At 34.8% G+C, this 23,361-nt stretch carries 15 protein-coding genes and 1 tRNA gene; 10 read left to right on the top strand and 6 right to left on the bottom strand.

Annotated elements, in window-relative coordinates:
- Window positions 1–106: 106 nt before the first annotated feature.
- The gene (locus tag ACJJVI_RS09915; protein ID WP_036585012.1) at window positions 107–772 is read right to left on the bottom strand and encodes a DUF4290 domain-containing protein; all 666 of its coding nucleotides are present in this window, start codon (window positions 770–772) and stop codon (window positions 107–109) included.
- A gap of 68 nt (window positions 773–840) precedes the next feature.
- Window positions 841–1,128 carry a DUF493 family protein gene (locus tag ACJJVI_RS09910; protein WP_036585010.1) on the bottom strand — a complete coding sequence of 96 codons (288 nt, stop codon included), beginning with the start codon at window positions 1,126–1,128 and terminating at the stop codon, window positions 841–843.
- A 74-nt stretch (window positions 1,129–1,202) separates the two neighbouring features.
- Here ACJJVI_RS09910 and ACJJVI_RS09905 point away from each other — a divergent pair, with 74 nt between their 5' ends.
- From ACJJVI_RS09905 to ACJJVI_RS09885, 5 genes are all read left to right on the top strand, one after another.
- Entirely contained in the window at window positions 1,203–1,736 is a 534-nt protein-coding gene (locus ACJJVI_RS09905; RefSeq protein WP_405351718.1) for an AAA family ATPase, read from the top strand.
- Window positions 1,733–3,619, top strand: coding sequence for an ATP-dependent DNA helicase RecQ (locus ACJJVI_RS09900; protein ID WP_405351716.1), 1,887 nt, complete (start codon window positions 1,733–1,735; stop codon window positions 3,617–3,619). The genes ACJJVI_RS09905 and ACJJVI_RS09900 overlap by 4 nt, the downstream gene beginning before the upstream one ends.
- Window positions 3,612–4,571 carry a methionyl-tRNA formyltransferase gene (gene fmt / locus ACJJVI_RS09895; RefSeq protein WP_405351714.1) on the top strand — a complete coding sequence of 320 codons (960 nt, stop codon included), beginning with the start codon at window positions 3,612–3,614 and terminating at the stop codon, window positions 4,569–4,571. The genes ACJJVI_RS09900 and fmt overlap by 8 nt, the downstream gene beginning before the upstream one ends.
- 147 nt (window positions 4,572–4,718) lie before the next feature.
- The gene (locus ACJJVI_RS09890) at window positions 4,719–4,991 is read left to right on the top strand and encodes an HU family DNA-binding protein (RefSeq protein ID WP_036585005.1); all 273 of its coding nucleotides are present in this window, start codon (window positions 4,719–4,721) and stop codon (window positions 4,989–4,991) included.
- A gap of 151 nt (window positions 4,992–5,142) precedes the next feature.
- Complete coding sequence (locus ACJJVI_RS09885; RefSeq protein WP_036585004.1) at window positions 5,143–5,703, top strand: YqgE/AlgH family protein; 561 nt, start codon at window positions 5,143–5,145, stop codon at window positions 5,701–5,703.
- On the opposite strand, the gene ACJJVI_RS09880 is transcribed toward ACJJVI_RS09885, so the two are convergent.
- Window positions 5,700–6,536 carry an aminotransferase class IV gene (locus ACJJVI_RS09880; RefSeq protein WP_042247006.1) on the bottom strand — a complete coding sequence of 279 codons (837 nt, stop codon included), beginning with the start codon at window positions 6,534–6,536 and terminating at the stop codon, window positions 5,700–5,702. The genes ACJJVI_RS09885 and ACJJVI_RS09880 overlap by 4 nt on opposite strands.
- Window positions 6,537–6,587: 51 nt before the next feature.
- A complete protein-coding gene (locus ACJJVI_RS09875; protein WP_036585002.1) occupies window positions 6,588–6,977 on the bottom strand; it encodes an START-like domain-containing protein in 390 nt (129 codons plus the stop codon).
- Window positions 6,978–7,120: 143 nt separating this feature from the next.
- On the opposite strand from ACJJVI_RS09875, the gene ACJJVI_RS09870 reads away from it, so the two are divergent.
- A tRNA-Met gene (locus tag ACJJVI_RS09870) sits at window positions 7,121–7,194 on the top strand.
- 28 nt (window positions 7,195–7,222) lie between these two features.
- Here the strand turns inward: ACJJVI_RS09870 and ACJJVI_RS09865 are convergent.
- Window positions 7,223–8,236 carry a LacI family DNA-binding transcriptional regulator gene (locus tag ACJJVI_RS09865; RefSeq protein WP_042247002.1) on the bottom strand — a complete coding sequence of 338 codons (1,014 nt, stop codon included), beginning with the start codon at window positions 8,234–8,236 and terminating at the stop codon, window positions 7,223–7,225.
- A 223-nt stretch (window positions 8,237–8,459) separates the two neighbouring features.
- Here ACJJVI_RS09865 and ACJJVI_RS09860 point away from each other — a divergent pair, with 223 nt between their 5' ends.
- Window positions 8,460–13,826, top strand: a complete 5,367-nt coding sequence (locus tag ACJJVI_RS09860; protein WP_405351710.1) for a LamG-like jellyroll fold domain-containing protein — start codon at window positions 8,460–8,462, stop codon at window positions 13,824–13,826.
- Between the two features lie 123 nt (window positions 13,827–13,949).
- Window positions 13,950–19,286 carry a LamG-like jellyroll fold domain-containing protein gene (locus ACJJVI_RS09855; RefSeq protein WP_405351708.1) on the top strand — a complete coding sequence of 1,779 codons (5,337 nt, stop codon included), beginning with the start codon at window positions 13,950–13,952 and terminating at the stop codon, window positions 19,284–19,286.
- Between the two features lie 93 nt (window positions 19,287–19,379).
- On the opposite strand, the gene ACJJVI_RS09850 is transcribed toward ACJJVI_RS09855, so the two are convergent.
- Window positions 19,380–20,834, bottom strand: coding sequence for an aminoacyl-histidine dipeptidase (locus tag ACJJVI_RS09850; RefSeq protein ID WP_405351707.1), 1,455 nt, complete (start codon window positions 20,832–20,834; stop codon window positions 19,380–19,382).
- A gap of 93 nt (window positions 20,835–20,927) precedes the next feature.
- Between ACJJVI_RS09850 and ACJJVI_RS09845 the strand changes: the two genes are divergently transcribed.
- Window positions 20,928–21,164 (top strand): hypothetical protein, encoded by a 237-nt coding sequence (locus tag ACJJVI_RS09845; RefSeq protein ID WP_036585444.1) that lies wholly within the window; start codon window positions 20,928–20,930, stop codon window positions 21,162–21,164.
- 292 nt (window positions 21,165–21,456) lie between these two features.
- Window positions 21,457–23,361: a molecular chaperone DnaK gene (gene dnaK / locus ACJJVI_RS09840; RefSeq protein WP_036584995.1), complete on the top strand. Its 1,905-nt coding sequence runs from the start codon at window positions 21,457–21,459 to the stop codon at window positions 23,359–23,361.

Below are 23,361 nucleotides of genomic sequence, written 5' to 3'. Positions count from 1 at the left end.
TGACGGCTTGAAAAGCTTTCTAGCGATAACTATTCATATTTAATTAACAATGCTATTAACTAAAAAAAGCAGCCCATGGGCTGCTTTTTTTTTGATTACATTATAATTATCTAGATCGTTTATGATTGCGATTATTAGATTTATAATTACGTTTATTATTACGTCGTGGTGGATTAGTACTATGATCTCTACGACCTACTGTTTTGTGTATTAAGGATTTTGAATCTAGAAGATCTTCTTCTTTTGCAGCTAGATTGATCTGGCCGTTACTCATTTCAAATAGATGCTTAAAAATCACATTATCATCAACCGAATCCTTATTCCAATTAAGGAAGGATTTTTTCATGTGATTTGCGATAATAAAAGTAAGTGCTTCACGCTTTTCACCTTTTTCCCAGCTCAACGCTACATCAATCATGTTTTGAATATTATTCCCATAAAAACGATATTTAGGTCGTTTTTGAGGATAAGGCATGCGCTCTGGTGAAGCTGCTAATTGCTCTGGATCTGGTAATGGATATGGAGAATCTGCATCTAAATCAAAATCTGCTATGACAAATAATTGATCCCAAAGCTTGTGCTGGAAATCTGCTACGTCACGTAAATGAGGATTAAGGTTACCCATAACGCCTACAATTGCTGTAGCCATGCGGTTGCGTTCTTCCTTAGTTTCTAAAGCTTTGCAATGCTCAACTAATTTTTGAATATGTCTCCCATATTCAGGTATATTGAGGTGATTACGCTCTGTATTGTATTCTAATGATGGTACCAAAATGATTTTTTAATTACTTGTGAAGAGCTGCAAAATAAACAATTTACAGCAATTATATGATATATTATTTATAAAGAAATAACACCATCTATTTCTCCTACTTCTTTATATTTTTCAATTACAGCATCAGGAGATTTCATGGTTACTTTAATTGAAATACTGGTATAAGTTCCTTTACTTGAAACCTTATTGTCTATAATTGCTCCTAGCCCATCAAATATATTTGAAATTTTATCTAGCTTCTCTGGTAAAGAAGGTACAATAAATTTATACATATATTTTGCAGGCCAGACACTAGTTTCAGCTAGTTGATCTTTAAGGTTTTTGTAAAACGAGTCAGAATTATTTTTGTCCATAATATAAATATCTACAAATATAAGTCAACATATAACGCTGCACTAAAATTGAATTTAGTTATTTTGTACCTGTTATGACAGATTGTAAAAGAATATTACTAATAGGTGGACCAGGATCTGGTAAAACCACCCTAGTGAACTATATAGAATCCCATGGTTTCATCGTACATCACGAAATATCTAGACAGGTAACTCTAGAAGCTCAAGAAAAAGGAATAGAACAGTTGTTTTTAACTGATCCGTTAGCTTTTAGTAATAGTTTATTGGCTGGCAGAATTAACCAATTTAAAAATGCAACTTCAGGAATTAATTACTATGACCGTGGCATACCAGATGTACCTGCATATCATGTATTTACCGGCGATCCTATACCAGATAATTACATAACTGCCTGCAAGGAATATCAGTATGATGTTGTTTTTCATTTACCGCCATGGAAAGAAATTTATGAATCTGATAATGAACGTTATGAGACCTTTGAGCAAGCACAACAAATCAGTAATATTTTAGTAGATTATTATAAAAAGTTTAATTATAAACCTATCGATGTGCCTCAAGGCACCATAGAACAACGTTTTCAATTTATACAAGATCAACTTAACTCTTGAATCTAGAAGCAAAGAACATATTAAAAAACACCTTTGGTTTTGATCAATTTAGGCCACAGCAAGAAGAGATTATAAATGCCGTTATTGAAGGTAATGATGTCATGGCTCTCTTACCTACTGGTGGTGGAAAATCTCTATGTTATCAAATTCCAGGATTAGTACGCACTGGAATTTGTATTGTAATTTCTCCATTAGTAGCATTAATTAAAGATCAGGTAAATGCCCTTAAACAAAAAGGAATAAAAGCTACTGGTATCACTGGTGGCATAAGTTATAAAGACCTCGATGATATTCTAGATAATTGTATTTATGGACAATATCAATTTCTATATTTAAGCCCAGAACGATTGCAACAAAGTCTCGTGCAAGAACGTATATCTAAAATGCGAGTTTCTTTAATCGCAGTAGATGAAGCTCACTGTGTAAGTCAGTGGGGTCATGACTTCAGACCTGCCTACAGAGACATTAACTTATTACGTACCATTCATAAAGAAATCCCTATAATAGCAGTTACAGCAACGGCTACAGAATCGGTGCAACTCGATATTATCGATAACCTAGAATTAAAAAGTGCTCAAGTATTTAAAAACAGTTATTTGAGGCCCAATATATCTTATCAAATAAATAATACTACAGATAAAAACGACTCTTACATCAATTTTTACAAAAAGTATGTAGGTAGTTCGGTTACTTATGTACGTAGTAGAAAAAATGCCATTACCTACTCTAGATTACTTACCACGAATGGTATTTCTTCTGGTTTTTTTCATGGAGGATTGCCTAATAAGGTAAAAGTCGATACCGCGCAACGATGGATGAAGAATGAAACCCAAGTCATAGTTGCTACTAACGCTTTTGGGATGGGAATAGATAAACCAGATGTGCGTACAGTCACTCATCTACAACTACCAGACAGTATAGAAAGTTATTATCAGGAAACTGGTCGTGCAGGACGCGATGGTAAAGAAAGTATAGCACAGTTCTTTTATAATATTAATGATATTAATCACGCTCAAAATCAATTCATCAAATCTCTACCTACTGTAGAAAATATCAAATTTGTTTATCGCAAACTCAATAATTACCTGCGTATTGCGATCCATGAAGGGGAAAATACGACTCATCAATTAAGCTTCTCAGACTTTGCAAGCACCTACTCTATTAATGGAATGATGTGTTATAATGCACTTTTGACGTTAGACCGTTTTAGTGTGATTAGTTTATCACAAAGTTACCATAGAAGGTCTAATATACGCTTTCGCGAAAGCGGGAAAAATATCATTGATTTTCTAGGAAATCAAAAAGATATGAATGCCATTGTTCAAGCTATTTTGAGGACATACGGTAGCAGTACTTATCAAGATTTAGAAATCAACACCTCAATAATCGCGTTACGTAGTAACACGAGCGAGCAAAAAGTGATTGAAACACTACAGAAACTTGAAGAACGAGAACTGATAGAGGCTAATATTATTGATGCAGATACCCAAATTAACTTCTTAGAACCACGTGATGACGATCGCACTATCAACAGATTTTCTAAAGAACTTACTAAACAGAATAAAATAAAAAAACAAAAGTTAGAGCAAATGTTCTACTTAGTTACTCAAAAACAAAAATGTATTAATGTTCTTATCCTGAGATACTTTGGCGAGAAATCCCAACCTTGTGGTAAGTGCTCTGTTTGTATCGGTAAAGTGCCTCAAATTCTGGTACTAGATAAAATTAAAGATCTGCTAATTAATAAGGATTTAAATAGCGGCGATATCGCATCTTTGCTACCACAAATAGATAAAAATAATTTAATAGAAACCATAAGCTTGCTATTAGAGCAAGGAAAAGTTTCTCTTCTGGACAATCATAAATATCACTGGAATGGATAAACCCTTAAAAATTGTGTTTTTTGGCACACCTGAATTTGCTACAGGTGTATTAGAGACTTTACATAATTCTCATCATCAAATCGTTGCGGTTGTTACTGCTGTTGATAAACCTGCAGGACGTGGTAGGAAGTTAAATGAAAGTCACGTAAAACAGTTTGCTATTCAAAACAACATCCCTGTTTTACAACCTAGTAATCTAAAAGCGCCAGAATTTATAAAAGAATTAAAGAGCTATAATTCAGATTTACAAGTGATTGTAGCTTTCAGAATGCTTCCTAAGGTAGTATGGGATATGCCTGCCATGGGAACTTTTAATCTACATGCTAGCCTTTTACCAGAATATAGAGGTGCCGCACCTATTAACTGGGCTATTATTAATCAAGAATCGCAATCTGGTGTTACGACATTTTTCATTGATGAAAAAATAGATACTGGAGCTATTATAGACCAACAAAGTTGTGAGATTGATGAAAACGAAACGGTAGGCACCTTATATAAGAAGCTTATGGACATGGGAAGTATCTTATCGCTTAACACCGTAAATAACATTGCAGCTGGCAAGATTACAACGCAAACACAGCCTATGAAGGACACTCTTAAAGAGGCTCCAAAGCTTAACGCTGCAAATACTACAATAGACTGGAACAATAGTACCAAAGCCGTAAATGCTATGGTGAGAGGATTATATCCTTTTCCTGTTGCAAAAGCTGTTTTAATACAAGAAAATATAGAAACAGTTAAAATTTATCAGACATCAGTAAGATTAGAAAAGCATAAAATGAATCCTGGAAGTATTGTTATTGAAGATGATATTTTTAAAGTAGCATGTACCGATGGGTTTTTAATCATAGATGAAATGCAATTACCCAATAAAAAAAGAATGGATGTAAAAAGTCTATTGAACGGATATAACTTTAGCGCTGACGCTAGATTCCACAACGGATTGCTGTAAATTCAGTTAAAAAGTCTTAACTTATTAACAATCGTCCAGTTTTATAAACAAATTTTATCATTTATCGCTCTAATCCTTGTGTGGTAGCATAATCCGTATAAATTTGTTCCACGTTTTAGTTTAACCAACATTAATTTAATTTCAATTATGAACAAAACAGATTTAATCGAAGGAATGGCAGAGCATGCTGGTATTTCAAAAGCAGCAGCTAAAAAAGCATTAGAATCTTTCTTAGGTAACGTAGAAAAGTGTCTTAAAAAAGGTGATAGAGTATCTTTAGTAGGATTCGGATCTTTCTCAGTTTCTAAAAGAGCTGCACGTGAAGGTAGAAACCCACAAACTGGAAAAACTATCAAAATCGCTGCTAAAAAAGTAGTGAAATTCAAAGCAGGTAGCGATTTACAGAAAGCTGTAAACTAATTACCACTTTGTTGAAAGTATCAACCCGATTCTGAAAAGAATCGGGTTTTTCTTTGTCTTAAAATGTCAGTGAAATAGAATTATAGAAAATTATAGTGAACTGCATGGGTGTTTTTAAAAATAATTATTTAAGTTTAAGAATAATTAATTCATGAAAACAACAGAACTACATAAAGGAAGCTTACTTGTTTCAGAACCTAATATTATAGGTGATGAATCTTTCTCTAGATCAGTAGTGCTATTAACTGAATATGATGAGAATGGAATTGTGGGCTTTATTCTTAATAAACCGTTACAATTCACACTTAATGATTTAGTTCCAGAAATAGGCTTAGAACTTCCTGTTTTTCAAGGTGGTCCTGTAGAAATGGATAATTTATATTTCTTACATTCAATCCCAGACTTGATTCCCAACTCACACCTTATAGCAGATAATATTTATTGGGGTGGTGATTTTCAACGTGTACACCATCTTATAAGTGAAAATAAGATCACTGGTGATGAGATTAAATTTTTCTTAGGATATTCTGGATGGCATAAAGATCAACTGTTACAAGAGATTAATGAGCGTTCTTGGGTTATCAAACCTAATACCTCGTCAGAACTTATCTTATCTGATGAAATTCATGGCTTGTGGAAGAAGGAAATGTTAGAATTAGGCGGTAGTTATGAGTTATGGTCTAATGCACCTGAAAACCCTTCTTATAACTAATTGAAAAATTTATCATTAAAAATTTCTAATAATTCTGTTGCTAATTCTTTATTGAATTCTTTTTTTCTGTACTTGTTTACACTTTGAATTCCCTTTATGACATTAGTTGTGAAAATTTCATCAGCACGTTGTAATTCAAATGGTGATAATGTTTCTTCTATAATATCATAATCGAGCATGCGCTTCAATTGCTGTATGACTTGTTCTCTCATTAAACCATTAAGACAACCGTCTAATACTGGTGGAGTTTTTACTTTATTACCTGTTCTAACAAAGACATTTCCAGAAATACCTTCGGTAATCATTTTTTTCTCATTTACCAGAAACATTTCTTGGTAGTCATTATCTAATGCATACCTACCAGCAAGAACATTAACAATCTTATTTGTGGATTTAATGGTATTTAATAATCCAGATAAAACGTAGTGATCTTTAAATAACTCGGCTATACGATTTGTATTATTTTGATAAATACCATCTAATTCTGTAGATTGAATGCTGTAATGTACACCATTATCTAAAGGTGTATAAAGACCACCAGACTTACGCCATACCGTAAACCTCACTCTAGCATGTCCTGTATTGAAGTTATTTTGATTTAATATATCAATTATTGAATCTTCAATAAACTCTGGTGTGAAGGATGCCGGAATATCCATTCTTAAAATACGCATACCAGACATAAGTCTAAAATAATGCGCTTCATAAAGTAATGGTTTCCCGTTAAAACATCTTATTGTTTCAAATATCCCATCTCCATAAAATGTTCCTCTATTATTAAATGCAATGGTAGCATAATTACTAGATTTTAACTCACCGTCAATATTTACCATAAAAAAAGCCCTGTTTAATTCAGGGCTCAAAATTAGGTATAGAAATTAGGTTTAACTAGAACCTAGTACTTTTTTTAACTCTCCAATTTGATTTTCCCAAAACATTTTTTGATCATCTACCTCATCTTCATCATCTCCAAAATCAGTAATCATTAAAGAAACATCCTTTGTAATCTCATCAACTTGAATACTCATTTCAAAATATTTTTTAGTATCCTCATCATAATCCCATTGAAAACGAGCTCTTTCTTCACTAACTCGTTTGATAATTTTTGCTTTTTCCTCAGATCCATCCCAGATAAATCTAAAGTACTCACCTCTACTATTTACATTATCTGCAAACCATTCTGACATTCCTGATGGTGTTGCGATGTATTGATACAATAATGCTGGTGAGACGTGAATAGGAAACTCCAGGTTAAATTTGATTGGTTCTTGCATGAGATAATTACTTTGATGGCAATATAGTAGATAAATCCTGAAAAGAAAAAATCAATTTCAGAAAAATATTAAGAGAATTAGATTTGGTTAGAATAAAGAAATAAGTATATATTTGCAGCCGCTTAGGCAAGTTTGCTTAACATGGCGTGGTAGCTCAGCTGGTTAGAGCGCAGCACTCATAATGCTGAGGTCGGCGGATCGTGCCCGCCCCACGCTACGAAAGTCCTCTTTTTAAGAGGACTTTTTTATTTTCTAGTAGTTCCTCTTTCTAGTAATGTAGTCTTTAAGGTATGAATACGAGTCACTTGTACCTCATCTTTATTCTTCATTAAGTTTAAAATTCTAGTAAAGGTTTTTTTACCTAATTCTTTTGAATGTTGATCTACTACGGTTAATTGAGGATATGAATATTTTGCCATTGTACTATTAGAATAGCATATAATCTGTAATTGTTCTGGAACTTTAATATCTAATTCCTTTGCTTTATTAAGTGCCATAATACCTGATCGTTGATCTAAGGCTATGATTGCATCAGTTTTTTTACTGGTCAAGGTTTCTTCCATTTTCTTCATAAAAATGTCATCCTCATCTTCTAATACATATTCAAGCTTTAAATCTGGACAATTATCGACTTTTAACCTTATTCCTTTTTCTCTAAGTTGTCCAACACTTAATTTACTAATAGTTGAAGCAACACATAAACTACGATCTCCCTTTTTCTTTAAAAAGTCTACTAATCTAGATCCAGAAGCAGCATCATCAACTATTATCTTATCACAGTCTAAATCATCAATAACTCTATCAAACATGACTAATTTTAAATCGGAGTTGAGGATATCATTGTAATGCTCATATTGATTAAGCTCTTGTGTTTCCATTGATGCAGCAATGATAAATCCATCTACAGCACCGTTAGAAAACATTTCTATATAATCCCTTTCCTTTATATAAGATTCATTGGAAATACAAATTACAATTTTGTAATTGTGTTGAGAAGCCTCTTCTTCTATTCCCATCAATACTTGTCCAAAAAAATCATTCACTATTTCTGGAAGTACTACGGCAATTGTTCTGGTCTCTCTATTTCTTAGAGACGCAGCTGCCGTGTTAGGCCTATACCCCATTAATTTAGCTAGTTCTTTAACACGTGTTTTGGTATCTATACTAATCTCTGCACTGTCCTTCAAAGCTTTGGACACTGTAGATGTAGATAATTGCAATTTCTCAGCAAGTACTTTTAGCGTTGGCTTTTGATTCATTGTAGTAGTTCTAAAGAGTAAAGATAAGTTTAAATCGTAATATTTTTTGAATTAATGCTTTCGCGGAAGCATAAAAAAAACTTAACCTTTTTAAACATTTGTTAATTAAATCGATGAAATACACTTAAAACGGGTTGTTTGACGATTTTATAGATGAAATGCGAAATTACATCGGTATACTACGTTAATTTTACCGCACCCGAAAAATTAATTGTAGACGATTATGAAAAATTTTACCTTCCTAAATTGTAAAAATCTATTACTTAGTACTTTATTATTCTTTATTACTTTAATATCCGTTGCACAGACTAGCGAGGTGATAGTAACTGTTAACTGGCCAGCCTGGTCAGGTGAAAATTATTTACGTGTATACGACCCGAGTGGTACTACTCTATTAGATCTGTGTAACCCTGCAAGTTGTTACACTGGTGCAAACACAAGTTACAATACATCTGTGAATATAGGTTGTTTAACTGATGCTAATAATTATAGAATCAGAATGTATGACAGATATGGAGATCAATGGAATGGTACAGGTGCAAATGTAACCATCACTTCTGGTGGTAATGTAGTATTGAGCACTAACCACGGTGGTGGTGCCAGTTCTACCGCTAATTTTAATGTATATGGTGGTGGATCTGCTTGTGTATCGGGACCTCAAGAAATTGACATTTACGGTAATGGAGTTTTAATAGCAGATAATGATACAACACCAGATACCACAGATGGTACTGATCTAGGTATCGTTGAAGGTAGTGGAACATTAAGTTCTGTATTTGTGATTACCAACTCTGGGAGCAATAATTTAAACCTTACAGGAACACCTAGAGTGGATATTACCGGTTTAAATGCGGCTGATTTTTCAATAACGACCCAACCTAATGCTACTATCGCTGGTGGTGCTACACAAGACATAATGATAAACTTTAATAGAGCTACTGCAGGTATTAGTACTGCTACTGTTACTATATTAAGTAATGATAGTGATGAGGCTTCCTATAACTTTAATATCACCGCTCAATCTGTAGCACCTCAATACACCATGTATTATGAAAATTTTGATAATGGTGCTGCTGGATGGACATCAAACACGGGTTCTTTTAACTGGACACTAGGTACTACTTTTGAAAAAGGTGAAGGAGATTACTGGTATACCGATAATTTTAATAATTACCCTAACAATGCTGAGGCTGTATTAACTAGTCCTACGATATCAACATTAGGATATACTAATTTAAAGTTCTGGATAGACTTCAGGACAAATACTGCAGATACTGAAGATGGAATGCGCATTGAATATAGTGCAAATGGCGGTACTACTTGGAGTACTCTAGGCGCAGTAGGTAGTGGAGATAATTGGTATAATGGTAATGATGCTGATGGTATAGCAAATAACGCTCATGCATGGGTAGGTGACAATTCTAACTTAGATTCTAGCCTTAGTAGATTTGAAGAAGCATCACACGAGTTACCTGCTACTTTATATAATAACCCATTAGTAAGATTTAGAGTAAGATTTGAATCAGATAATAATGGACAACGTGATGATGGAGTTTTAATTGACAATGTTATCATTACTGGTTCTCCTCTAGCCTTACCTATGGCTACTGATGGACCAGCAGATGTTAGTGATAATTTAACTTTATGGTTAAGATCTCAAGACATACCTCAGACCGATGGTAGTTTACTTACTAACTGGAATGACATGGCAATAGGTAATGATGCTAGTGAGATTGCATCTAGTGCTCCTACTTTTGCTAATAATATTGATCAAAATATTAACTTCAATCCAACTGTAAACTTTGATCGCTCTCAACAACAACATATGAGAGGTAAAGGTGGATTTAATTCTAATGATTACTGGATAGTTGTTAGAAGTTCTATTAACATGACTAATTCTCTTGCAGGAGAGACAATGTTATTAGGTGCAAAATATGCTCCTATTAACCCTGCAAAAGACCCATCTGGACTAGGTTGGGGACCGGTGTCTGCAAGATATACAAATGAGGTTCTTGCTCATAGTGTAGGTACCGTTTCTGAGAATGATGCAAATAGTGGTTATGGTCGTGCATTTTCTGATGCTTCAAGAACATTTGATGACGTACACATTATTAATGTAAAAAACAATCCTTCAAATAATCAAACAGAAATGTATTTGAATGGTCGTAAAATTGATAACGCTACTGGACAAACAACAGTTAGTAATCAAACCTTAAATTTTGAAGGTTTTACAAATAAACCATTTTATCTAGGTGCAGGAAGGTATCAATTAAATGGACTTCCTTTTGAAACCCATTTAGATGGTCAAATCACTGAGGTTTTCAGTTATAGAGATAAATTAGATGTTTCTGTACAACAACGTATTTATTCATACCTAGCTATTAAAAATGGTGTTTCACTTCACAACCCTACTAGTACTTTGGACGATCATAGAGCAGACTGGGATTATCTTAATAGTGACAATAATATCATATGGGACTACAGTCTAAATACAAATTATAATTATGACGTGGCTGCTATAGGTAGAGATGACGATTCTGATCTTAATCAAAAGCAATCTAAAAGTGAAAATTCTACTTCAATTGTAGCTATAGGTCTTGATAAAGTTGAAGATTTAGGAACAGATAATAGTAATACTTTCCAAAACGATAAGGACTTCCTTGTATGGGGACACAATGGCCAAGACTTAAATGCTTACGCAACTGTTCTAGATTATGATTTAGGTATTGTAAACGCCGTTGAAACTAACATAACAAGAATCAATCGTATATGGAAAATTAATGAGGTTGCGACCACTGATGTTGCTAAAACCGAAGTAAGAATTTCTACTACAGACTTCAATGGTCTACCAGCACTTACTGCTGACAGTAAATATGTTTTAATCGTCGCAGACGACGAAAACTTTACAACTAATCTAGAAACAGCATTCTTTAAAGAAGATGGATCTTACCAGCGCGCTAAGTACGATTTTGATGGTACAAAATACTTTACTATTGGTATTACTTATGTAAAGAAAGAAGAGCGCAGTATCTCTTTTGATGGTATAGATGATCATATTGAAATTCCAGAATCTGATGGATTAGGTGGTCGTTTTACATGTTCCGTTTGGATTTATAGTGAAGGTGCTAATAGTACTAGCTCTAATAAGACCATTGTTGCAAAAAGAACAGGGAATTCTGGATTCCAAATGTATTTAAGACCAGATAATAGAGTTGCTGTATGGTGGAACAATAGCGGTGCACAAGAAATTATCTCTAACACTGCTGTAGCAGATAATGCATGGAGACATATCGCTGTTACTTACAATGGATCTGATGTTACACTTTATATTGATGGTGTGATTGATAATACAGCTTCACTAGTGCCTCTGACTGCAGATTCAAATACTTTAAGTATAGGTGCTCGATTTGAAGACGAAAGTAATGTTATAGAGCACTGGAAAGGTGAACTAGACGAAATTAGAATGTGGAACATTCCTCTATCTACAGATCAAATTAGATTTATAATGAATCAAGAACTAGAAAATAATTCTGATTTAGTAAATGGAACCATCATACCTTATACAGTTTCTAAAAATGAAATTGCCTCTTTAGACTGGGATGAGCTTAATGCTTACTATAGTATGAATAGCTTTATCGGTACAGCTCTTAACGATGAATCTGTAAATGAAGGGTATGGTCGTATGGCAAACGAAAACTTTTTTGAACTTAAAAGTCAGACAGCTCCACTTCCTTATGAATCAAATGGAAATGGAACATGGGAAGATCAAAGCTCTTGGGAAAATGGTAGTAAGCAATTTACTCCTGGTAGTTACAGAAATATAGATGGTGCTACAGTAAAAATCGATTGGAACATTGTTAGATCTAACCATGACCTTGATATTTTAAATACAGATGTTGCATTATTAGGATTAATGTCACAATCTGGACAGATTAATGTTGATAATGATCATGGACTTACCATTACACATTATCTTGAATTAGATGGTATTATTGATTTAAAAGGTGAATCTCAATTAATACAGACCGAAGACAGTGACCTAGTTGCTACTAGTGCTGGTCACCTAGAAAGAGATCAACAAGGAACTGCAGATAAATTTAACTACAATTACTGGACATCACCAGTAAGTAGAATCAGCAATACTAATAACAATGATGGTTTCAGTATAGCAGGTGTACTTAAAGATGGTACTTATGTTAACAATCCTCGCGACTTAAACTTTACAAACTATAACACACGTGATGGTGCAGCAGGAACCGCTAGTACAGCTGCTACTATTTCTTCAAGATGGTTGTATAAATATGGTAATCAGACAGGTGGTCAGTATTCTAACTGGCAACTAGTCGATCAAAACACAAACCTTAGTCCTGGTGAAGGGTGGACTATGAAAGGTACCGGTGCTGGTGGAACCGCAGATGAGCAAAATTATGTATTTGTAGGTAAGCCTAATAATGGTGACATCGATTTACCTATAAATAACGGTAACGATTACCTAGTCGGTAATCCTTATCCTAGCGCACTTGATGCACACGAGTTTATTAATGATAATCCTAATATTGATGGTACTGTTTACTTCTGGGAACATTGGGGTGGTAACTCTCACCAGTTACAACAATATCAAGGTGGATATGCAATGTATAACCTATCTGGTGGATTAGGTAACGCAACCTATGGTACCTCTCACCCATCAATTAATCAAGGTGGGATTGCGACAAAAGAACCAGGACGTTTTATTCCAGTTGCACAAGGATTCTTTGTTTCAGGAATATCTGATGGTACTGTAAAATTTCGTAATGATCAACGTCAGTTTGTAAAAGAGTCTTCTGGTAATAGCATCTTTGTTGCAGCACCTGGTAGTAATGCAAACAGTAATCCATATTCTGGTTATAATACTCAAGGTGATATGCGACCTAAATTTAGATTTGGCTTTGATTCTCCTAGTGTTATTCACAGACAATTATTATTAACGATAGATCCTAATGCTAGTAGTGCATTTGATAGAGGATTTGATGGTTATCAATACGATACTCAGACCGATGATATGTCATTCAAAATAGGTAGTAAGAGCTTAAATATTCAAGGTATTGATCAAATCTCTCAAAGTACTATTTTACCTTTAAATGTTAAGATAGGTACGACTGGAGTCATTACCATTAAAATAGATGAATTAGAGAATGTAGATCCTACTCAAGGAATATATCTTAAAGATGGTCTTAATAATACTTACCATGATTTAAGAGCTAGTGATTACACTAGTCCACAACTATGGGCTGGTAATTATAATGACAGATTTTTCATCGTATTTGATGATCCTACAACACTAAGTAATGATGATGTAGTTTTAAATGAAGATGATCTAATCATTTACACTCCTCAAGGAATGCAAAGCCTTAACATTAAAAAAGGTGTAGAAATGACAATCGACTCTATCACCTTAACTAATATGTTAGGACAACAAGTGAAGACTTGGACTGTATCAGATCAAAACGGAATCATAACTGTACCTACAGATCAAATCGCAAGTGGTAATTATATAGTTTCAATGGTAACTAACTACGGTGCTCAATCTAGAAAAGTAATTATCCAGTAAACTCATCTCAATTAAAAAATTTCAGGATTTAAACTATGATTAGTTTGAATCCTGAAATTTATTCTATCACGCTTTCGCGAAAGCGTTTATCTATAAATCTCCCCATACTTAAGACCATATCTTATGAAACTTAAATTACTTTCTCTACTATTCTTCTTATTAAACACAGGAGTTTTTATTTCTAATGCTCAACAAAACAATGTATCAATAGATATCAACTGGCCTAGCTGGTCAGGTGATAATCAAATAGAAATATTTGATCCTAGCAATAACTTAATTGCCACTTATTGTGATCCCGCCAGATGCTTTAACGGTACAAATGGTAATTACAATACCACGGTGTCATTGGGTTGTTTAGCTGTTGCAAATAACTATAGGGTCGTTTTACGTGACTCCTATGGTGATGGGTGGAATGGTGGTGGAAATATTGTTATTAACATAGGCACATCGAATTCATATGTTTTTGCCTTAGGAACAGGGAATAATTCTACAGAGAATTTTGATGTTACAGGTAGTAATATTTCCTGTAATACACCAGACATTTCTATTACCGCAAATAATATTGAAATAGCTGATGGTGCTACCGGAACAAGTACAGCTAACAATACAGATTTTGGGAATGTAGAAGGTCCTAAAAGAATATATAGAAAATTCACCATCAACAATTTAGGAGGACAAGAATTAATAATGTCAGGTAGTAATCCAGTGACATTTTTTGGAGCAGGTGGTGCATTTTATGATGTTGTAGAACAGCCTACAGGAATAATTCCTGGTGGTGGCTCCTTAAGTTTTTTTGCATATGTTACTAGACCTACGCCTGGTACAAGTTCTGCAACTTGTACTATTAACTCTAACGATCCAGATGAAGCCTCTTACACCTTTGAAGTAACCTCTACCTCTACTGCTAAAAAAAGTACATTCTTTTATGAAAACTTTGATTCTGGAGCAAATGGATGGACTAGTAATGGAACAAATCTAAATTGGACTTTAGGTACCACTTTTGAAAACGGAGAAGGATTATATTTTTATACAGACAACTTCAATAATTATCCTCGTGATGCTAGGGCGACCCTAGAGAGTCCAACGATTTCTACATTAGGCTATACAAATCTAGAATTTCAACTTGATTTTAGAACTAACACCAATGATGTAAATGATGGTATGCGCGTAGAGTACAGCGCAAACAACGGTCTTACCTGGGATGTATTAGGTGCACAAAACTCTGGCGTGAACTGGTACAATGGTAATAATGTGGATGCATTATCCAATGATTCACATGGTTGGGTAGGTGATAATTCTACCTTAGGTACTGCAGATAGTCGATTTGAAAATGCTTCTCATGAATTACCTGCTATACTTAATAATAATCCTTTAGTAAAATTTAGAGTTGTATTTGCATCAGATGGAGATAACACTAGAGATGATGGTGTATTAGTCGATAATATCATGTTAAGAGGTATTCCTAATACAATCCCTGTTGCACCTGATGGACCAGCAAATGTTAGTGATGATTTATCCCTATGGCTTAGAGCATCAGATATTGCAAGTACTGATGGAACACAAATTTTAACTTGGGAAGATTTAGCCTTAGATAACGACGCTAAAGAAGCTAGTCTAAATGCACCTTTTTATGTAAATAATGTCGACAAAAATGTGAATTTTAATCCTGCAGTTGATTTTGATAGAGCTTCTCAACAGCACATGAAGGGAAAAGCTGGATTTAATTCAAATGATTATTGGATCGTTGTTAAATCTACTTTAGATATTAGTAATTCAAATGCTGGAGAGACGATGCTTCTAAGTGCAAAAGTATCTTCAGAAAACCCGGCAAAAGATCCTTCTGGTCTAGGTTGGGGACCAGTCTCTGCTAGATATAACGATGAGGTTCTAGCTCATAGTGTGGAAACAGTTCCGACAGCATTAACAGATAACCTACTAAGCTATGGAAGAGCATATAGTGACCCCACAAGAACTTTTAATGATGTTAACATCATTAATGTTAAAAATGACCCATCTAATAATAGTACCGAAATTTACATTAACGGTAGAAAGGTAGATAATGCAAATGGTGTTACATCATCTAGTGGTGAAACATTACTTTTTAATGGATTTTTAGATAAAGCATACTACTTAGGTGCTGGTAGGTATCAATTGAACGGTTTACCTTTTGAGACACACTTGAACGGTCAGATAACAGAAGTTTTTAGTTATTCTGATCGACTGGCTATAGATGATCAGCAAAAAGTTTACTCTTACCTAGCTATAAAGAATGGTATTACCTTACATGAACCAGCAAGTACATTAGATGATCATCAGGCAGACTGGGATTATATAGATTCTAGTAACAACATGATTTGGGACTATAGTTCTAACACAAGTTATAATTATGATGTCGCAGCCATAGGAAGGGATGACGAATCAGAGTTGAATCAGAAACAATCTAAAAGTGAAAATTCTACTTCTATTATTGCAATAGGACTAGGTGATGTTGAAGATATAGGGTCTGATAATCTAAATACTTTTGAAACGGATAAGGAGTTTTTAATTTGGGGACATAATGGTGGTGATACAGACACAAGTCCTACTCCTGTTGCATATCAAGTTGGTTTAACAAACACAGTAACAACCACTACAGATAAAATGAATCGTGTTTGGAAAATATCAGAAGTGAATTCAGATATTCCTACCGTTGAAATAAGAGTTCATAAAAATGATTTAACGGGTCTACCAGCTGTTACCGCAGACATGGAATATGTTCTACTTGTAGCAGATGACGAAAACTTTAGTACAAATTTTAAAACACTTTTTTTTGAAGAAGATGGTGATTACTATAGAGTTAAATATGACTTCAATGGAGTAGAGTTTTTTAGTTTAGGAACAGCAGCAATAGTATACACATCAAGAGGTTTAGAATTTGATGGTACTGACGATCATTTGAATGTTGAAAAAGGTGTTGATTTAAATAACAACTTTACAATTTCTGCTTGGGTAAACAGTTATGGCGATAATGACCGTAATAATGCTAAAACTATTTTATCAAAAAGGCAAGGTGGTTCTGGATACCATTTCTACCTTAATAGAGGTAATAGATTAGTGATGTGGTGGAATAATGGATCCAACCAAAGTCTAACTAGTAATACTGCTTTAACAGATAATGTATGGAGACATGTTGCGGTAACTTATGACGGTACTATAAAACTATACATTGATGGTGTATTAGATAAAGAAACAACTAAAACTGCTCCAATTACAAATTCAAATCTATTCACGATAGGTGCCCGTAGAAATAATAACGGTTCTTTAAATAATGAATGGAAAGGTGGATTAGATGAGTTAAGAATATGGAATCAAGCTCTGACAGAGTCACAATTAAGATATATCATGAATCAAGAAATTCAAGATATTTCTAACCAAGTAGAAGGAGAAATTTTACCGACTACGGTCACTAAAAATGAAGTTGTATCTATAGACTGGGATCAATTATCAGCTTACTATGACTTGAACAGTTATATAGGTACAGCACTTAATGATAATTCTATTAATAAAGGATACGCTCAACTCTTTGATAGAGATCGTTTCTCTATGGATCTTCAAAAGGCTCCACTACCCTACATCTCAACCGCCAACAATGATTGGGAAAATATAAATGCTTGGGAAAACGGATCAGAACTTTTCACTCCTGGAAGCTTTAGAAATATTAATGGAGCTACGGTAAAAATTGATTGGAACATCGTAAAAACAAATCATGAATTAGAAATTAATAATACAGATATAACATTATTAGGGCTTATAGTGGAATCTGATCAAATTAATGTGAACAACGATCATGGACTTACGGTTACCCATCATTTATTACTAGATGGAACAATTGATTTAAAAAATGAGTCTCAATTAATTCAAAATACGGATAGTGATTTAGTAGCGACTAGTACAGGTAAAATCGAAAGAGATCAACAAGGAACTTCAGATAAGTTTAGCTATAATTACTGGTCTTCTCCAGTAAGCTTAATAAATTCAAGCAGCATCAATACTAATTTTTCAATTAACGATGTTCTTAAAGATGGAACTTTTGTAGATACTCCTAGAGATCTTAACTGGACATCTACAGCGGTTAGAGATGGCGCTGCAGGTAATGCCACGACAGCTGCCACAATATCTGGTAGATGGCTCTATAAATATACCAACCTACTTGCCGGACAATACTCTAACTGGACTTACCTAGGGCCTAACGGCACCTTAAAAGCTGGTGAAGGATGGACTATGAAAGGTACAGGAGCCTCTACAAGCAATCAAAATTATGTGTTTGTTGGAAAACCTAATAACGGAGATATAGACTTAACTGTTTTTGATGGTAATATATATCTTGTTGGTAACCCATATCCTAGTGCCCTTGATGCACATGAATTCATTAATGATAATCCAGATCTAGATGGTACCATATACTTATGGGAACATTGGGGTGGGAACTCACACCAGTTACAATTGTATCAAGGTGGTTATGCAATGTATAATCTATCCGGTGGATTAGGTAACGCAACAATAGGAACATCTCATCCATCTGTTAATCAAGGTGGTATAGCTGTAAAACAACCAGAAAGATTTATTCCTGTTGCACAAGGTTTCTTTGTGACAGGTATTGCAAATGGTAGTGTGCGCTTTAGAAATGATCAAAGACAGTTTGTAACTGAAGCTTCTGGTAACAGTATCTTCGTGGCAGCACCAGGAAGCAATGCAAACAACAATCCCTTTTCTAACTATAATACGTCATCAGATTTAAGACCTAAGTTCAGATTTGGATTCGATTCTCCTAATCTTATTCATAGACAGTTATTATTGACCATAGATCCTAATGCTAGCAATGGTTTTGATAGAGCTTTTGATGGTTATCAATATGATCCACAAATTGACGATATGTCTTTTAATTTAAATAACGAAGAGTTAAATATTCAAGCCATTGATCAAGTAGACATCACTACGGTACTACCTCTTCACGTTAAAGTAGGAACTGCAGGATCAATTTCAATTAAAATTGATGAGCTTGAAAATGTTGATCCTTCACTAGATATTTATCTTAAAGATGCTCTTAATAACACTTTTTATAACTTAAGAAATGCTAATTATGTAAGTGATCCACTTGCAGTAGGTGACTATAGTGATCGATTTTCAATTGTATTTAATGATCCTACAACCCTTAGTAGTGATAGCAGTCAACTGTCTGAAAGTGATATCATAATTTTCACACCTGCTGGACAAGATGCTTTACACATTAAGAAAGGTATTCAGATGGATATCAATACCGTAACTTTTGCAAATATGTTAGGTCAACAAATTAATACTTGGGACGTTAGCGATCAACATGGAATTATAAAAATACCAGTAGACCAAATTGCAACGGGCAACTATATTGTCACAATGCAAACTAGTTATGGTACACAAATAAGGAAGGTAATCATAAAGTAATCGGGACTTTATGATTCCATAAGAAAGCCCCAACTGGTTAAACAGTTAGGGCTTTTCTTTTATCCTATTGAGTTGACTAGTCATCAACAACCATTAAATTTTGGGAATATCTTTCAATATCTCTATTAAATACTTCCAGAATTTCTGAACTGAAGGAATCTCAACATGTTCATCAGGGCTATGCGCTCCTCTAATATTAGGGCCAAAAGAAACCATATCTAATCCTGGATAACGTTCTCCTAAAATCCCACACTCTAGTCCAGCGTGACAAGCCACTACTCTAGGAGTATGATTAAATAAAGTCTCATACTTTGCTTTAGCAATTTCTAAAATAGCACTATCAGTATTAGGTTGCCATCCTGGATAATCTCCAGAAAGTACCACATTCATTCCTGCAAGTTTCATTACTCCACTTATTGATGAAGCAAGATCAGTCTTAGAACTATCTACAGAAGAACGTGTTAAACAAGCTATCTGTAAAGATCCGTTGTCCAATACTACCCGAGCAAGATTATTAGAAGTTTCAACTAGATCTGCTATATCTGGACTCATTCTGTACACTCCATTGTGAATTCCTAATAGAGTAAAAACTAAGTTGCGGCTATCACTTGCACTCAACACTAGTTTAGATGCTGTAGTGTCTGTTAAAGAGATATCAAGTTTTGCCTCTAGTGATTTATATTCATCATGGATGGCTGCTTTACAACGTTTAAATTGATCCATTAACTCATCAGTTTTCTTAAAACTGATGATCGCATTTGCTTCGCGTGGTATCGCATTACGCAAGCTACCACCATGAATGCTTTCTACATGAACATCTTCTACCTTTTGCATCGCGTCTAGCAAGCGCGTCATCATCTTATTTGCATTACCCAAGCCCTTAATAATATCCATACCACTATGTCCACCATTAAGTCCCTTAACCGTCAGAACTGCTGTAGTATAATCCACAGGTATGTTTTCTAGTTCGTATTCCTTGGTTGCTGTAATGTCTACACCACCAGCACAACCTATATCAATCTCATCATCTTCTTCAGTATCTAGATTTAAAAGTATTGTACCAGATAAAATGGTCTTATCCAGTTCTTTTGCACCTGTCATACCTGTTTCTTCATCGATGGTAAATAATGCCTCTATCGCTGGATGAGCAATATCACTTGAGGATAATACAGACATAATAGCCGCTACTCCTATTCCATTATCGGCACCTAGTGTTGTTCCATGAGCAGCAATATTATCTCCATCTACATACATATCAATACCTTGAGTAAGGAAATCAAAATCTGTGTCATTATTTTTTTGATGCACCATGTCTATATGCGACTGCATGATTATCGTTTTACGATCTTCCATTCCGGGACTGGCAGGTTTTTTAATAATTACATTACCTATCGCATCTTCTATAACCTCGAGACCTAGTTTTTTACCAAAATCTACCATAAAAGCTCGTACACGTTCCTCCTTTTTTGAAGGTCTCGGTACGGCGTTTAAATCTGCAAAATGATTCCAAAGCACCTGTGGTTCCTGCTTTCTTACTTCTTCTGACATAGCTTCTTTATTTTGAAGGGCTAAGATAAGATAGCATAATGGCTCTACCATTTGATTACCGCTTTTTTTCCTAACAATTGTTATATTGCTCGCATGAATTTAAAACGAAATATACTTCTTGCTTTAATCGCTAGTCTCACATTAGGTCTAGCACCATTTAGTCCAGAACCTCATATTTGGGGTAAGTTAAAATGGATTGCTGGTGGTGGCGATGGTATGGGATTAATGGATTATTGGGACACCTTCATGCATGGTGCACCATGGATGGCTTTAATACTTTTCTTATTTCTTTATTTGGTAAGAAGTTTTAAAAAAGCGACAGATTCTTAAATTTTCTATTAACTGACAGCATCTTATTGGATTTAATAAAACTATGTAAATCATTCTTCAAGGCTCAATTTCATTAAACAATACTTGACATTATTCACTCTATACAACGGCTAGCGTCAGTATTATTTAGATACTGTGTTATTATACGCTTTCGCGAAAGCGAGACCAATACAACTTTAGAAATGCCATTTTTACAACAATAATGACATCGTGTCACTAACACTGTCATGGCACAAACATTGACCTAAGGAAAGTGTAAAAAATTGAACATTAAAATTAAAATACATTTATAATGAGTAAAATAATCGGAATAGACTTAGGGACGACAAACAGCTGTGTTTCTGTAATGGAAGGAAGCGAGCCTGTAGTAATTCCTAATGCTGAAGGAAAAAGAACTACTCCATCTGTAATCGCCTTTGTTGAAGGTGGTGAGATTAAAGTAGGTGATCCTGCAAAAAGACAAGCGGTAACTAACCCTACTAAAACGGTTGCATCTGTAAAGCGTTTTATGGGTAACAAATTTAGCGAGTCTAGCAATGAAGCTTCACGTGTACCTTACAGTGTAGTTAAAGGCGATAATGATACACCACGTGTAGATATCGATGGTCGTTTGTACACACCTCAAGAATTAAGTGCTATGATTCTTCAAAAAATGAAGAAAACAGCAGAAGATTATTTAGGACAAGAAGTAACTGGTGCTGTAATTACTGTACCTGCTTACTTTAACGATTCTCAACGTCAGGCAACTAAAGAAGCTGGTGAGATCGCAGGTCTTAAAGTAGAACGTATCATTAATGAGCCTACTGCTGCGGCACTAGCTTATGGTATGGATAAAAAAGATACAGATCAAAAAATCGTTGTATTTGACTTCGGTGGTGGAACACATGATGTTTCTATATTAGAATTAGGTGATGGTGTATTTGAAGTACTATCTACTGATGGTGATACACACTTAGGTGGTGATGATGTAGATCAAAAAATCATCGACTGGTTAGCAGATGAATTTAAGACTGCCGAAGATATCGATCTTAGACAAGATCCTATGGCTTTACAACGTCTTAAAGAAGCTGCTGAAAAAGCAAAAATTGAACTTTCTTCTAGCGCACAGACAGAAATTAACTTACCATATGTAACAGCTACTGCTAGTGGTCCTAAGCACCTTGTAAAAACACTTACAAAATCTGCTTTTGAGAAACTTATCTCTGACTTAGTAAAAAGAACTATCGAGCCATGTCAGACAGCATTAAAAAATGCAGGTCTTTCAACTGGTGATATTGATGAAATCATCCTAGTAGGTGGATCAACTCGTATTCCTGCTGTACAAGAAGCCGTTGAGAAATTCTTTGGTAAAGCTCCATCAAAAGGTGTAAATCCTGATGAGGTTGTAGCGATAGGTGCTGCAATTCAAGGTGGTGTTTTAACTGGTGATGTAAAAGACGTTCTTTTATTAGATGTAACTCCACTTTCTTTAGGTATTGAAACTATGGGTGGTGTCATGACTAAATTAATTGAGTCTAACACAACCATTCCTACTAAAAAGTCACAAGTATTCTCTACAGCGGCAGATAATCAACCTAGTGTTGAGATCCACGTGATTCAAGGAGAACGTTCTATGGCTGCAGATAACAAGACGATCGGTCGTTTCCACTTATCTGACATTCCACCAGCACGTCGCGGTACTCCACAAATTGAAGTTACTTTTGACATTGATGCTAACGGTATCATTAAAGTAAGTGCAGAGGATAAAGCAACTGGTAAGAAACAAGATATCCGTATCGAGGCTTCTTCTGGACTTAGTGAAGAAGAAATCGAGAAAATGAAGCAAGATGCTGCTGCAAATGCTGATGCTGATGCAAAAGCAAAAGAAACTGCAGACAAGTTGAACGCAGCAGATCAGATGATTTTCCAAACTGAGCAACAGTTAGAAGAATTTGGTGATAAGTTACCAGAAGACAAAAAAGCACCAATTACTGAGGCGCTTACTGAGTTAAAAGCAGCTTATGAAACTAAAGATATCGCAGTAATCGATCCTGCTCTAGAAAAACTAAACACAGTTTGGACAGCAGCAAGTGAAGAAATGTACAAAGCTCAAGCAGATGCTCAAGGTGGACAACCTGGACCAGACGCAGGCGCACAACAACAAGCTGGTGATGACACAAGTGATGTTGAAGATGTAGATTTTGAAGAAGTTAAATAA

The sequence above is a fragment of the Nonlabens sp. Asnod3-H03 genome (assembly GCF_045063665.1).
GTDB classification, from domain to species: domain Bacteria; phylum Bacteroidota; class Bacteroidia; order Flavobacteriales; family Flavobacteriaceae; genus Nonlabens; species Nonlabens ulvanivorans.
The sequence above is the reverse complement of the archived record's forward strand: the minus strand, read 5'-3'. Positions and strand labels throughout refer to the sequence as shown.

Coding starts and splice junctions, on each gene's coding strand:
- ACJJVI_RS09910 (WP_036585010.1), bottom strand. CDS start 1,128: ATGGACAAAAATAATTCTGACTCGTTTTACAAAAACCTTAAAGATCAA.
- ACJJVI_RS09905 (WP_405351718.1), top strand. CDS start 1,203: ATGACAGATTGTAAAAGAATATTACTAATAGGTGGACCAGGATCTGGT.
- fmt (WP_405351714.1), top strand. CDS start 3,612: ATGGATAAACCCTTAAAAATTGTGTTTTTTGGCACACCTGAATTTGCT.
- ACJJVI_RS09890 (WP_036585005.1), top strand. CDS start 4,719: ATGAACAAAACAGATTTAATCGAAGGAATGGCAGAGCATGCTGGTATT.
- ACJJVI_RS09885 (WP_036585004.1), top strand. CDS start 5,143: ATGAAAACAACAGAACTACATAAAGGAAGCTTACTTGTTTCAGAACCT.
- ACJJVI_RS09880 (WP_042247006.1), bottom strand. CDS start 6,536: ATGGTAAATATTGACGGTGAGTTAAAATCTAGTAATTATGCTACCATT.
- ACJJVI_RS09875 (WP_036585002.1), bottom strand. CDS start 6,977: ATGCAAGAACCAATCAAATTTAACCTGGAGTTTCCTATTCACGTCTCA.
- ACJJVI_RS09865 (WP_042247002.1), bottom strand. CDS start 8,236: ATGAATCAAAAGCCAACGCTAAAAGTACTTGCTGAGAAATTGCAATTA.
- ACJJVI_RS09860 (WP_405351710.1), top strand. CDS start 8,460: ATGAAAAATTTTACCTTCCTAAATTGTAAAAATCTATTACTTAGTACT.
- ACJJVI_RS09855 (WP_405351708.1), top strand. CDS start 13,950: ATGAAACTTAAATTACTTTCTCTACTATTCTTCTTATTAAACACAGGA.
- ACJJVI_RS09850 (WP_405351707.1), bottom strand. CDS start 20,834: ATGTCAGAAGAAGTAAGAAAGCAGGAACCACAGGTGCTTTGGAATCAT.
- ACJJVI_RS09845 (WP_036585444.1), top strand. CDS start 20,928: ATGAATTTAAAACGAAATATACTTCTTGCTTTAATCGCTAGTCTCACA.
- dnaK (WP_036584995.1), top strand. CDS start 21,457: ATGAGTAAAATAATCGGAATAGACTTAGGGACGACAAACAGCTGTGTT.